Annotated in this window: 11 protein-coding genes; all 11 read left to right on the forward strand. The window is 70.0% G+C overall.

Going from position 1 to position 13817, the window contains the following annotated elements; all coding sequences use genetic code 11:
- Positions 1–105: 105 nt before the first annotated feature.
- Positions 106–1590, forward strand: coding sequence for a bifunctional tetrahydrofolate synthase/dihydrofolate synthase (gene folC / locus VKA29_RS12980; protein ID WP_324785607.1), 1485 nt, complete (start codon positions 106–108; stop codon positions 1588–1590).
- A 4-nt stretch (positions 1591–1594) separates the two neighbouring features.
- Positions 1595–1951, forward strand: coding sequence for a DUF4233 domain-containing protein (locus tag VKA29_RS12985; protein WP_324785609.1), 357 nt, complete (start codon positions 1595–1597; stop codon positions 1949–1951).
- Positions 1952–2018: 67 nt separating this feature from the next.
- Positions 2019–2432: a nucleoside-diphosphate kinase gene (gene ndk, locus VKA29_RS12990; RefSeq protein WP_324785610.1), complete on the forward strand. Its 414-nt coding sequence runs from the start codon at positions 2019–2021 to the stop codon at positions 2430–2432.
- 396 nt (positions 2433–2828) lie between these two features.
- Positions 2829–3848, forward strand: coding sequence for a rod shape-determining protein (locus tag VKA29_RS12995; protein WP_006133575.1), 1020 nt, complete (start codon positions 2829–2831; stop codon positions 3846–3848).
- 168 nt (positions 3849–4016) lie between these two features.
- Complete coding sequence (gene mreC, locus VKA29_RS13000) at positions 4017–4958, forward strand: rod shape-determining protein MreC (RefSeq protein WP_324785613.1); 942 nt, start codon at positions 4017–4019, stop codon at positions 4956–4958.
- Positions 4959–4971: 13 nt separating this feature from the next.
- A complete protein-coding gene (gene mreD / locus VKA29_RS13005; RefSeq protein ID WP_324785614.1) occupies positions 4972–5652 on the forward strand; it encodes a rod shape-determining protein MreD in 681 nt (226 codons plus the stop codon).
- An 83-nt stretch (positions 5653–5735) separates the two neighbouring features.
- On the forward strand, positions 5736–7985 hold the full coding sequence (gene mrdA / locus VKA29_RS13010; RefSeq protein ID WP_324785616.1) for a penicillin-binding protein 2: 2250 nt from the start codon (positions 5736–5738) through the stop codon (positions 7983–7985).
- On the forward strand, positions 7982–9181 hold the full coding sequence (gene rodA, locus VKA29_RS13015; RefSeq protein WP_324785617.1) for a rod shape-determining protein RodA: 1200 nt from the start codon (positions 7982–7984) through the stop codon (positions 9179–9181). The genes mrdA and rodA overlap by 4 nt, the downstream gene beginning before the upstream one ends.
- A gap of 180 nt (positions 9182–9361) precedes the next feature.
- Positions 9362–10882, forward strand: coding sequence for a CYTH and CHAD domain-containing protein (locus tag VKA29_RS13020; RefSeq protein WP_324785618.1), 1521 nt, complete (start codon positions 9362–9364; stop codon positions 10880–10882).
- A gap of 126 nt (positions 10883–11008) precedes the next feature.
- Positions 11009–12967 carry a TIGR03960 family B12-binding radical SAM protein gene (locus VKA29_RS13025; protein WP_324785619.1) on the forward strand — a complete coding sequence of 653 codons (1959 nt, stop codon included), beginning with the start codon at positions 11009–11011 and terminating at the stop codon, positions 12965–12967.
- A 425-nt stretch (positions 12968–13392) separates the two neighbouring features.
- Positions 13393–13752 (forward strand): hypothetical protein, encoded by a 360-nt coding sequence (locus VKA29_RS13030; RefSeq protein ID WP_324785620.1) that lies wholly within the window; start codon positions 13393–13395, stop codon positions 13750–13752.
- The last annotated feature ends 65 nt before the right edge of the window (positions 13753–13817 follow it).

Consider the following 13817-nt stretch of genomic DNA (forward strand, 5'->3'; position numbering starts at 1 on the left):
CGGCCGCCCTGCCTCCCGGGTATCCGCTGCCCCGGGGGCCCGCTCCGGTGCGCGGCACCCCGAGGCAGCGCCGACTTCGCCTCCGGGGCTCCGTAGACTGGCCGCGTGAGTGAGAGCGATCCCTTCGACGAGATCATCGACGCCGAGACCGACCGCGACCCCGATCTCGCCGTGATCGAGGCCGGCAGCCGCACCCTGCGCACCCAGGGCGGCCCGCCGCAGGCCGACGTGCCCGCGCGCCCGGAGGACCCCGAGGTGGACAAGGCGCTCCGGGAGGTCGAGGCGGAGCTCGCCACCCGCTGGGGCGAGACCAAGCTGGAGCCCTCGGTCAGCCGTATCTCCGCGCTGATGGACGTGCTGGGCGAGCCGCAGCGGTCGTACCCGTCGATCCACATCACCGGCACCAACGGCAAGACCTCCACCGCCCGCATGATCGAGGCCCTGCTCGGCGCCTTCGAACTGCGCACCGGCCGCTACACCTCGCCGCACGTCCAGTCGATCACCGAGCGGATCAGCCTGGACGGCGCCCCGGTCTCCGCCGAGCGGTTCATCGAGACCTACCGGGACATCAAGCCCTACGTCGAGATGGTCGACGCCCAGCAGGAGTACCGCCTGTCGTTCTTCGAGGTGCTCACGGGCATGGCCTACGCCGCGTTCGCCGACGCGCCCGTCGACGTGGCCGTCGTCGAGGTCGGCATGGGCGGCAGCTGGGACGCCACCAACGTGATCGACGGGGACGTCGCCGTGGTCACGCCGATCGACCTCGACCACACCGACCGGCTCGGCGGGACGCCCGGCGAGATCGCCGGTGAGAAGGCCGGCATCATCAAGCCGGACGCGACCGTGATCATGGCCCAGCAGCCGGTGGACGCGGCGCAGGTACTGCTGAAGAAGGCCGTCGAGGTGGACGCCACCGTGGCCCGTGAGGGCCTGGAGTTCGGCGTCGTCGCCCGGCAGGTCGCCGTCGGCGGGCAGCTGGTCACCCTGCGCGGTCTGGGCGGCGAGTACGCCGAGGTGTACCTGCCGCTGCACGGCGCGCACCAGGCGCACAACGCGGCCGTGGCGCTCGCCGCCGTCGAGGCGTTCTTCGGCGTCGGCGCCGCCCGCGCCGAGCCGCTGGACATCGACGCCGTCCGCAAGGCGTTCGCGGCCGTATCCTCGCCGGGCCGCATGGAGGTCGTGCGGCGCTCGCCCACCGTCGTCCTGGACGCCGCCCACAACCCGGCGGGCGCCCGCGTCACCGCGGAGGCGGTGCAGGAGGCGTTCGACTTCAGCCGGCTCATCGGCGTGGTCGGCGCGAGCGGCGACAAGAACGTCCGCGGGCTGCTCGAGGCGTTCGAGCCGATCTTCGCCGAGGTCGTCGTCACCCAGAACTCCAGCCACCGCGCCATGGACGCGGACGAGCTGGCCGCGATCGCCGTCGAGGTGTTCGGCGAGGAGCGCGTCCAGGTCGAGCCGCGGCTGCCGGACGCCCTGGAGGCCGCCATCACGCTCGCCGAGGAGGAGGGCGAGTTCGCGGGCGGCGGCGTCCTCGTCACCGGCTCCGTCATCACCGTCGGCGAGGCCCGACTGCTCCTGGGAAGGGGCTGACCCCGTGCGCGTGCTGTGTTCCTCGACCCTGATCGGCGAGTTCTTCGTCATCGGCTTCGCCGGGCTGGTCGCGATGAAGGACCCCGGGCTGTCCATGACGACCGTGTGGACCGTCAGCGGCGTGGCGATGCTGCTGTGCCTGCTGCTGTGCGGCTTCGTCACCCGGCCGGGCGGTGTCGTGCTGGGCTGGGTCCTTCAGGCCGCCCTGATCGCCTCCGGGTTCGCCGTCCCGACGATGTTCTTCCTGGGCGCCGTCTTCGCCGCCCTGTGGTGGGCGTCGGTGCACTACGGACGGAAGATCGACGAGGCGAAGGCGAGATTCGCGGCACAGTCGGACTCCTCGACCCCTGACGCTGTGTGACAGGTGCCCGGACACGCCCTGTAACCTCGTCCCACCGCACACCTGGCAGGAACTAAGGAGCCTTCCCGTGACCCAGCGCACCCTCGTCCTCCTCAAGCCCGACGCCGTCCGTCGCGGCCTGACCGGCGAGATCATCAGCCGCATCGAGCGCAAGGCCGGCTGGCAGATCACCGCGCTGGAACTGCGCACCCTGGACCAGGAGACGCTGGAGCAGCACTACGGCGAGCACAAGGGCAAGCCGTTCTACGAGCCGCTGGTGCAGTTCATGGCCTCCGGCCCGGTCGTCGCGCTGATCGTCGAGGGCGAGCGGGTCATCGAGGGGCTGCGGCAGCTGGCCGGCCCGACCGACCCGATCGCCGCCGCGCCGGGCTCCATCCGCGGTGACTACGGCGTCATCGTCCGCGAGAACCTGATCCACGCCTCCGACTCCGAGGAGTCCGCCGAGCGCGAGGTGAAGATCTTCTTCCCGGGCCGCGCGTAACCCCGTACAGCCCCGCGCAACCCTCGCACAGCCCCGCCCGCAGCCCCGTCCGGCACGCATCCGGCACGCATCCGGCGCGCGAGGCCGCGTGCGTCCCGCGGGCAACGCCACGCGTGTTCCGCGCGTGGCGCCTGCGTCGGCACCAGCGGAGGGTGCGGTGCCGCGGCCCCGCACCCTCGTGCATACGCGGCGGCGTTCGAGGGAACGAGTGCCCCCGAACGCCCGTCTCCACAAGCGGAGCCGCGCATCATCTGCTGACAATGGCGAAGACCCTCCCGCAGTGTTCGCGAAGGCGCGTCTACGATGTAAGCCTTCACGTCACCGCACCCGCTTCGCCGACCTGAAAAGCCCTCAAAAGCTCCCAGGAAGGCCAGACGAATCCTGATGGGGAACTCAATGTCGTTCATCGGCCGTGACATGGCTGTCGACCTCGGGACCGCCAACACGCTGGTGTACGTCAGGGGTCGCGGGATCGTACTCAACGAGCCGTCCGTCGTCGCGATCAACACGAACACCGGTGGCATTCTCGCGGTCGGTGCGGAAGCGAAGAAGATGATCGGGCGCACGCCCGGCAACATCGTCGCCGTGCGTCCGCTGAAGGACGGCGTGATCGCCGACTTCGAGATCACCGAGCGGATGCTCCGCTACTTCATCCTGAAGATCCACAAGCGGAGGTATCTGGCTCGTCCGCGGGTCGTCGTCTGTGTGCCCTCCGGCATCACCGGCGTCGAGCGCCGCGCCGTCATCGAGGCGTCGTCCCAGGCCGGCGCCCGGCAGGTGCACATCATCGAGGAGCCCATGGCCGCGGCCATCGGCTCCGGCCTGCCGGTCCACGAGGCTACGGGCAACATGGTCGTGGACATCGGCGGCGGCACCACGGAGGTCGCGGTGATCTCCCTCGGCGGCATCGTCACCGCCCAGTCCATCCGCGTCGCCGGCGACGAACTGGACAACGCGATCATCCAGCACATCAAGAAGGAGTACTCGCTGCTGCTGGGTGAGCGGACGGCCGAACAGATCAAGATCACGATCGGTTCGGCGTACGACCTCGACACCGACGAGCACACCGAGATCCGCGGCCGGGACCTCGTCTCCGGGCTGCCCAAGACCGTCGTCATCTCCGCCGCCGAAGTGCGCAAGGCGATCGAGGAGCCCGTCAACGCGATCGTCGACGCCGTCAAGACGACCCTCGACAAGTGCCCGCCGGAACTGTCCGGCGACATCATGGACCGCGGCATCGTGCTGACCGGCGGCGGCGCCCTGCTGCGCGGGCTCGACGAGCGGCTGCGCCGCGAGACGGGCATGCCGATCCACATCGCCGAGGACCCGCTGGACAGCGTGGCGCTCGGCTCGGGCAAGTGCGTCGAGGAGTTCGAGGCGCTCCAGCAGGTGCTGGACGCCCAGCCGCGCAGATGACCCACCTCTTCGATTCCGCCGTACGAGACGATCTCCTCTCGTGCGGCGGATCGTTGATATAGAGGCAGTTGACATAGAGGCAGTTGCCGAGAGGCATATGCTCGCCCCGATTCACCATCACATTTCCCAACACCCGCATTCCTATGAGGAAGGGCACGGCCGCCGCACGTGAGGGACACACGAGAGAGCCGGCTGCTCCTGGTGCTGCTGATCGCCATCGCGTTCGCGCTGATCACGGTGGACATCCGCGGCGGAGAGGACTCGCCGGTCGACGGTGCCCGCCAGGCGGCGGCCACCGTCTTCGGCCCGATCGAGAACGGCGTGTCCGCCGCGGTCGACCCGGTCGGCAACGCCGTCTCCGCGATCCGGGACTCCGGTGAGCGGCACGACCGGCTCGCCCGGCTGGAGCAGGAGAACGCGGCCCTCAAGGCGAAGCTCGGCAGCGACGACCGCGGCCGCAGCCGCCTGAAGCAGCTCGACAAGATGCTGAAGCTCGCGGGCCAGGGCCAGTACGGCATCAAGGGCGCCGAGGTCATCGCCATCGGGGCGGCCCAGGGCTTCTCCTGGACCATCACCATCGACGTCGGCGCCAACGACGGCATCAGACGCGACATGACCGTGCTCAACGGCGACGGCCTGGTCGGACGCGTCACCACCGTCGGCCCCGACACCTCCACCGTCCTGCTCGCCAACGACCCCGACTTCACCGTCGGCGCCCGCATGGAGAACAGCGACGAACTCGGCTTCGCCGCCGGGCAGGGCGACCGCCCGATGCGCGTCGAACTCCTCAACGGCAAGGCCGAGGTGAAGAAGGGCGACCGCCTGGCCACCTTCGGCTCCCAGGCCGACAAACCCTTCGTGCCCGGCGTCCCGGTCGGCGTCGTCTCCCGCGTCGACCCCTCCGGCGGCGGCCTCACCCGCACCCTCTACGTCACGCCGTACGTCAGCTTCACCAAGCTCGACGTCGTCGGCGTCGTCGTTGAGGCCCCGAAGAAGGACCCGCGCGACACGGTGCTCCCGAAGAAGCCCAAGCCCACCCCGAGGCCGACGGTCACCGTCACGGTCACCCCGTCAGCCGGCGCGCCCGCCGACGGCCAGTCCCAGCAGTAGGAGCTGATTCCCCGTGCGCGTCAACCGGATCCTGCTCGCCTCGGTGCTCGTGGCCGTCGCCCTGGTGATCCAGGTGAGCGTCCTCGCCCGCCTCCACCTGCCCGGCGCCGTCCCCGACCTGCTGCTGCTCACCGTCCTCGGCCTCGCCATGGTCTACGGCCACGTCGGCGGCGCCCTGATCGGCTTCGGCGCCGGCCTGCTCGCCGACCTCGCCCCGCCCGCCGACCACGCCGCCGGCCGCTACGCCCTGGTGCTGTGCGTCATCGGCTACTGCGCCGGCCTGATGAAGCCGGAGAACGGGCGGCTGAAGTCCGCCACCGGCCCCATGCTCACCGTGGTCGTCGCGGCGATCGGCTCGACCCTGCTGTACGCGGGCGTCGGCGCCCTGGTCGGCGACACCGCCGCCCGCCACGTCGGCCTGCCCGGCCTGATGTTCACCGCGGCCCTGTACGACCTGCTGCTCGCCCCGTTCGTGGTCCCCGGGATCATGGCCCTGGCCCGGCGCGCCGAGAACGACCCGCTCGCCGACAGCACCTCCGCCGCCAAGAAGAGCGCCGACATCTCCTCCGGCTGGATCTCCACCGGCACCGGCCTGAAGATCGGCGGGCAGCGCGGCGGCCTCGGCGGCCTGAAGACCAAGGCCCGTGCCCGCACCACGCGCGTGGGCCGTATCAAGGGGGTCAAGCGGCTGTGACGACACGGCAATCGCCCGCCGCGGGGCCTCACAGGTCCGTCGTACACGATTCGTACACGCACTGAGAGGAGGAGACAGCCACCGTGACGAACATCCCGGAGACCGGACGGACCCCACGCGTCCAGATCCGTCTCGTCGTCATCCAGATCCTGGTCCTCTCCCTGCTCGGCACCCTCGGCGGCCGCCTGTGGTACCTGCAGATCCGCGAGGGCGCCGAATACGCCAAGAAGGCCACCGGCAACCACGTCCAGCAGGTCGTCCAGCCCGCGGTGCGCGGCTCGATCCTGGACGCGCGCGGGGTGCCGCTCGCCGACAACGAGACCCGCCTCGTGGTCTCCGCCTCCCGCACCGACCTGCTGAAGATGAAGGACGACGGCAAGGCCGTCCTCACCAAGCTGGCCGGCGTCCTCGGCATGGACCCCGAGGAGGTCATGCTGAAGGTGCGGCTGTGCGACGCCAAGACGCCGCAGCCGTGCTGGAACGGCTCGCCGTACCAGCCGATCCCCATCACCGACGAGGCCACGCCCCGGCAGGCCCTGCAGATCCGCGAACGCGCCGAGGACTTCCCCGGCATCACCGCCGAACCCGAGGCCGTCCGCCGCTACGCGAGCCCCGGCAAGTCCAACACCGCGCAGGTCCTCGGCTACCTCTCGCCGGTCACCGACGAGGAGATCCAGAAGGCCCAGGACACCGACTCGCCCTTCCTGCGCTCCGACCAGGTCGGCCGCTCCGGCCTGGAACGCCAGTACGACAAGGTGCTGCGCGGCAAGGCCGGCGTCACCCGCTACGAGGTCGACAACCTCGGCCGCGTCATCGGCAAGGCCGAGGCGGACGCCGCCCAGCCCGGCTCCAACCTCGTCACCAGCATCGACGCCCGCGTCCAGCGCGTCGCCGAGTACGAGCTGGACCGCGCGATGCAGGTCGCCCGCCAGCAGTTCGACAAGATCACCGGCACCAACTACAAGGCCGACTCCGGCGCCGTCGTCGTGATGGAGGCCAAGACCGGCCGCGTCGTCGCCATGGCGTCCGCGCCGACGTACGACCCCAACGTGTGGGTCGGCGGCATCTCCGCCAAGGACTACAAGAAGCTCACCGGCAAGAACTCCGACTACCCGCTGATCAACAGGGCCATACAGGGTCAGTCCGCACCCGGCTCGACGTTCAAGGTGGTCTCCACCGCCGCCGCGGTCGAGGCCGGCTACGAGTGGGACGGCGGCTACCCCTGCACCAGCTCCTACTCCGTCGGCGGCCAGGTCTTCAAGAACTTCGAGGGCGAGAACTTCGGCCCCATCTCGCTCGGCCGCGCCCTCGAGGTCTCCTGCGACACCGTCTTCTACGGCCTCGCCCACAACGAGTGGAAGAAGGACGGCGGCATCAACCCCAAGAAGGGCCAGGCCAAGGACTACTTCTTCAAGGCCGCCCACCAGTTCGGCCTCGGCAAGGAGACCGGCATCGACCTGCCCAACGAGGTCACCGGCCGCGTCCCGGACCGCAAGTGGAAGCAGGCCTTCTGGGAGGCCAACAAGAGCTACTGGTGCAAGACCGGCAAGAAGGACGGCTCCTACGTCGAGCAGATCGCCTACGAGAACTGCCTCGAAGGCAACAAGATGCGCGCCGGTGACGAGATCAACTACTCCATCGGCCAGGGCGACACCCTCGTCACGCCGATCCAGGAGGCCGTGATCTACGGCGCCCTCGCCAACGGCGGCACCATGTACCAGCCGACCATCGGCAAGGCGGTCATCAGCGCGGACGGCAGGACCGTACAGGAGATCAAGCCCAAGGCCCAGGGCAGGCTGCCGATCAGCAAGGCCACGATCAAGGGCATGGACGCCGCCCTCGCGGGCGTCATCACCCGCGGTACCGCCGCCTGGAAGTTCGGCGGCTGGCCGCAGGACCAGATCGAACTGCACGCCAAGACCGGCACCGCCGAGGTCTACGGCAAGCAGACCACCTCCTGGCTCGCCACGTACTCCAAGGACTACACGGTCGTCATGACCATCGCCCAGGCCGGTACGGGTTCCGGCGCCTCCGGCGAGGCCGTGCGCAACATCTACAGCGCGCTGTACGGCGTCCAGTCCGACGGCTCGGTCGACAAGAAGAAGGCGCTGCTGCCCACCCCGCAGAAGGCCCTGCCGAAGATCAAGACCGACGGCGCGATCACCTCCCCGAAGATCTCCAAGGACCCGGTCGAGGACCTCCGGGCGACCGACCGGGGCACGACCGCGCCGGACGGGACCCAGCCCGGCGCGACCACGGCCTCGCCCACCACGACCAACCGCGACACCCGAAGGCGGCCGCGCGGGAAGGGAAGCCGGAGGATGCTCACATGACCGGAGTCAACACCTTCTCCGTCTCCGGATACGGTCCCGAACGCGCGGGCCTGGCCCGCGTCTTCGCCCGCGACTCCGTCACCCGCCGCCTGGACTGGCCGATACTGCTGGCGGCCCTCACGCTGTCCGCGATCGGCTCCGTCCTCGTCTACTCGGCGACCCGCAACCGCAACGAGATCAACCAGGGCGACCCGTACTACTTCCTGATCCGGCACCTGATGAACACCGGCATCGGACTCGCCCTGATGATCGGCACCGTCTGGCTCGGCCACCGCGTCCTGCGCACGGCCGTGCCCATCCTCTACGGCGCCTCGGTCCTCCTCATCCTGCTGGTGCTCACCCCGCTCGGCTCCACCGTCAACGGCGCCCACTCCTGGATCGTCCTCGGCGGCGGATTCTCGCTCCAGCCCTCGGAGTTCGTGAAGATCACGATCATCCTGGGCATGGCGATGCTGCTGGCGGCCCAGGTCGACGCGGGCGACCGGCAGCACCCCGACCACCGCACCGTGCTGCAGTCCCTGGGACTGGCCTCCGTACCGATACTGATCGTGCTGCTCATGCCCGACCTCGGCTCGGTCATGGTGATGGTCATCATCGTCCTCGGCGTGCTGCTCGCCTCCGGCGCCTCCAACCGCTGGGTGTTCGGCCTGATCACGGCCGGCGCCGTCGGCGCGATCGCGGTCTGGCAGCTGCACATCCTGGACGACTACCAGATCAACCGCTTCGCCGCCTTCGCCAACCCCGACCTCGACCCGGCGGGCGTCGGCTACAACACCAACCAGGCCCGCATCGCGATCGGCTCCGGCGGACTGACCGGCGCCGGCCTCTTCCACGGCTCGCAGACCACCGGCCAGTTCGTGCCCGAGCAGCAGACGGACTTCGTCTTCACCGTCGCGGGGGAGGAACTCGGCTTCGTCGGCGCGGGCCTGATAATCGTTCTGCTGGGTGTGGTGCTGTGGCGCGCCTGCCGCATCGCCCGCGACTCGACCGAGCTGTACGGCACGGTGGTCGCCGCCGGCGTCGTCGCCTGGTTCGCCTTCCAGTCCTTCGAGAACATCGGCATGACCCTCGGCATCATGCCGGTGACCGGCCTGCCGCTGCCGTTCGTGTCCTACGGCGGCTCGTCGATGTTCGCGGTCTGGGTGGCGGTCGGACTGCTCCAGTCGATCAAGGTCCAGCGGCCCATGTCGGCGTGAGCGCTGCGCCCCGAGCGCTTCGCCGGAACTACCGATGGAAGTGCCGCGCCCTGCCGTCGATCGTCCGCCGCACCGTCGCGGCCGGTCACGCAGTTCCCCGCGCCCCTTCGGGGGCGCTACCGGGACCGCTGTGCCCGAAAGACCCTGCCGCCCGGGATCATCTCCCACTACATTCGGGGCATGGCGGACACAAAGCGCGAGATCGAGCGGAAGTACGAATCCGACGACAGCGGCCTGCCCGACCTCACCGGCGTCGCCGGGGTCGCGGCCGTCATCGACAAGGGTGTCGTGAGCCTGGACGCCACCTACTACGACACCGCCGACGAGCGCCTCGCCGCGGCCTCCATCACCCTGCGCCGCCGCACCGGCGGCTCCGACGCGGGCTGGCACCTGAAACTCCCGGTCGCCCCCGGCGTCCGGGACGAGATCAGGGCCCCGCTCAGCGACACCGTCCCGCCCGGCCACCTCGGGCTCGTCCGCTCCCGCACCCGCGACGCCGAGCTGATCCCGGTGGTCCGGCTGCGCTCCCACCGCGACGTGCGCCACCTCGTCGACACCGCAGGACACGTGCTCGCCGAGGCCAGTGCCGACGCCGTGCACGCCGAACGCCTCACCGGCGACGGCGGCGCCGCCCAGTGGACCGAGATCGAGGTGGAACTCGCCGACGGCGGCGACCCCGCCCTCCTCGACCAGGTCGAGAAACGGCTGCGCGGCGCCGGCGTACGACCCTCGGAGTCCCCGTCGAAGCTGGCCCGCGCGCTGGCGGAGACCGCCCCGCACGGAAAGGGCGGCAAGAAGCGGCGCGGCAAGCAGCGGCCCGTGAAGGCCCCGCGCACCGCAGGCGACCACGTGCTGGCCTACCTCCGGGCCCAGCGGGAGGCCGTCCTCGCCCTCGACCCGGCCGTACGGCTGGACACGTACGACTCCGTGCACCGCATGCGCGTCGCCACCCGCCGGATGCGCAGCGTCTTCCGCTCCTACGGCAAGGTCCTCGACCGCGGCGTCACCGACCCCGTCGGCGAGGAGCTGAAGTGGCTGGCCGGCGAACTCGGTGTCGACCGCGACCACGAAGTGCTCACCGACCGCCTCACCGCCGCCCTGGACGAACTGCCCGGCAACCTCGTCGCGGGCCCCGTCCGCGCCCGCGTGCGCCGCTGGGCGAAGGCCCGGCGCGGCGGGTCGCGCCGGCGCCTGATCGCCGTACTGGACGGACCGCGCTACCTCGCCCTCCTCGGCTCCCTGGACGCACTGCTCGACGACCCGCCCCTCCTCCCGGCGGCCTCCGGCAAGCCGTCCAAGGTGATCGCCAAGGCCGTGCGCAAGGACTTCGGCAAGGTCGCGGCGCTCGTCGAGCAGGCGATCGAGCTCCCGCCCGGCCAGGACCGCGACCTCGCCCTGCACGAGGCCCGCAAGAAGGCCAAGCGGGCCCGGTACGCGGCGGAGGCGGCCGTGGCGGCCCTGGGCGACCCGGCGTCCGACCTGGCCAGGTCCATGAAGGCACTGCAGGGCCTGCTAGGCGACCACCAGGACAGCGTCATGGCCCGCCAGGCCCTGCGCGAGCTGGCCGCGGTGGCCCACGCGGCCGGGGAGAACACGTTCACCTACGGGGTCCTCTACGGCCGCGAGGAGCACCGCGCGGCGACGGCCGAGACCCGGCTGCCCGGACTGTGGACGCTGATGCGGCGGGCGACGGACCTCTGACCGTACGGGGAAGGCCGGCGACCGCGTTAGGCTAGATGGTCACCCCTGTCAGCCGTCCGACGGTCTTCCGAGTGCCGGCTGACGCCAGTCCAGTCCCTGCCGCTCCATCCCACGAAGGTTCGCGAGATGTCTGCCGAAGTCGCTGCGGCCGCCGAGTCCGTGTTCCCGCAGCTCGAAGCTCTGCTCCCGCATGTGCAGAAGCCGATCCAGTACGTCGGCGGAGAGCTCAACTCCACGGTCAAGCCGTGGGAGTCCTGTGACGTCCGCTGGGCGCTGATGTACCCGGACGCCTACGAGGTCGGCCTGCCCAACCAGGGCGTCATGATCCTCTACGAGGTCCTGAACGAGCAGGACGGCGTCCTCGCCGAGCGCACCTACAGCGTGTGGCCGGACCTGGAGGCGCTGATGCGGGAGCACGGCGTCCCGCAGTTCACGGTGGACAGCCACCGCCCGGTGAAGGCCTTCGACGTGTTCGGCCTGTCCTTCTCCACGGAGCTCGGCTACACCAACATGCTGACGGCCCTGGACCTGGCGGGCATCCCGCTGGAGTCCAAGGACCGCACCCTCGACGACCCGATCGTCCTCGCGGGCGGCCACGCCGCGTTCAACCCCGAGCCGATCGCGGACTTCATCGACGCGGCGGTCATCGGCGACGGCGAGCAGGCCGTGCTCGACATGACGCGGATCATCAAGGAGTGGAAGGCGGAAGGCCGCCCCGGCGGCCGCGAGGAGGTCCTGCTCCGCCTGGCGAAGACCGGCGGGGTGTACATCCCGGCCTTCTACGACGTCGAGTACCTCCCCGACGGCCGCATCGCCCGCGTGGTCCCCAACCGGTCGGGAGTCCCCTGGCGCGTGTCCAAGCACACGGTCATGGACCTCGACGAATGGCCGTACCCCAAGCAGCCCCTGGTCCCGCTCGCCGAGACCGTCCACGAGCGCATGTCGGTGGAGATCTTCCGCGGCTGCACGCGCGGCTGCCGCTTCTGCCAGGCGGGCATGATCACCCGCCCGGTCCGCGAGCGCTCGATCACCGGCATCGGCGAGATGGTCGACAAGGGCCTGAAGGCGACCGGCTTCGAAGAGGTCGGACTCCTCTCCCTGTCCTCCGCGGACCACTCGGAGATCGGCGACATCGCCAAGGGCCTGGCGGACCGCTACGAGGAAGACAAGATCGGCCTCTCCCTCCCCTCCACCCGTGTGGACGCCTTCAACATCGACCTGGCGAACGAACTGACCCGCAACGGCCGCCGCTCCGGCCTCACCTTCGCCCCCGAGGGCGGCTCGGAACGCATCCGCAGGGTCATCAACAAGATGGTCTCCGAGGACGACCTGATCCGCACCGTCGCCACCGCCTACGGCAACGGCTGGCGCCAGGTGAAGCTGTACTTCATGTGCGGCCTGCCGACGGAGACCGACGAGGACGTCCTGCAGATCGCCGACATGGCGACGCGGGTCATCGCCAAGGGCCGCGAGGTCTCCGGCTCCAACGACATCCGCTGCACGGTCTCGATCGGCGGCTTCGTCCCCAAGCCCCACACCCCCTTCCAGTGGGCGCCCCAGCTCTCCGCCGAGGAGACGGACGACCGCCTGGCCAAGCTCCGGGACAAGATCCGCGGCGACAAGAAGTACGGCCGCTCGATCGGCTTCCGCTACCACGACGGCAAGCCCGGCATCGTCGAGGGCCTGCTCTCCCGCGGCGACCGCCGCATCGGCGCCGTCATCCGCGCGGTCTACGACGACGGCGGCCGCTTCGACGGCTGGCGCGAGCACTTCTCCTACGACCGCTGGATGAGCTGCGCCGACAAGGCGCTGGCCCCCTTCGGCGTGGACGTCGACTGGTACACCACCCGCGAGCGCACCTACGAGGAGGTCCTCCCCTGGGACCACCTGGACTCCGGACTGGACAAGGACTGGCTCTGGGAGGACTGGCAGGACGCCCTCGACGAAACAGAGGTCGAGGACTGCCGCTGGACCCCTTGCTTCGACTGCGGCGTGTGTCCGCAGTTCGACACATGGCCACAACTGAGCCAGAGCGGCAAGAAGCTCCTGCCGCTGACGGTTAAGAAGTCGGCTCCGACCAGATGAAACGGGCGCTGACGTGAGTGCTGACCCGCTGCAGCGTCTTGCCGACGCTGTGGCGGAAGTCACACAGGAAGAGGTGGCGGCACTGTTGAGCGCGCTCGGCGTGCAGCGGGCTCCGGAGCAGCGCGCGCAGGTGGCCTCTAGGACGCCACTGCCGGGGCCTGGGAGTTCTTCCAGCGTTCACTCCGAGGTCGAGTGGGTGTGAGGGCGCGTGGGGCTGCTTCGAGGCTTTCGCGGGCGCCCTACTCGGCCTCCAATGGGTTTCCAAGGGCCACAAGCCGTCACGCCAGACGCGCTGAGAACCTTTTCGGTCAAGAGGCCAGGAAACGGCACGCAGCAACCCAAGTCACGTCACCATGAACGGCATGGCGACTTCGGGGGCAAGGACAAGAAGCAGTCGGCTCGGCGGCTTGGGACAGTGGTGGGGCGTGATCGCCGCCGCGCTACTGATCGCCGCATGGATCAACAAGGCTGCAGGGCCGGCGATCGTGGCGATCCTGTCGGCACTGGTCGTCGTCTGGTGCTTCTTCCAAGCGCCCGTGACGTGCGGTGCTCCTGTCAGAGGCCGTGAGGACGGTTGCCGGAACAACGCAACTGGTCTCCTCATGGGCTGCCACATCCGCCAACACCGCTGGCAGAAGCTCAAGATGCTCATCCTTCGACGTCAAGTACGCGAGTTCTGCTCCGGCCTGTTCTCGGACGGCAAGGCCACCCTCGTCACGCTGGCCGCGATCGGCAGCTTCCTGTCCGGCCTCGTGGCCTTCATACCCGGTATGGCACTCGGCTGAATGAATACGCCGGCGCCGTCTGCGAGTACCTAACGAGTTCGTGCACGGTGGGCGGTGAGGCTTAG

The sequence above is a fragment of the Streptomyces sp. H51 genome, assembly GCF_035656535.1.
In the GTDB taxonomy this organism is placed as follows: Bacteria; Actinomycetota; Actinomycetes; order Streptomycetales; family Streptomycetaceae; genus Streptomyces.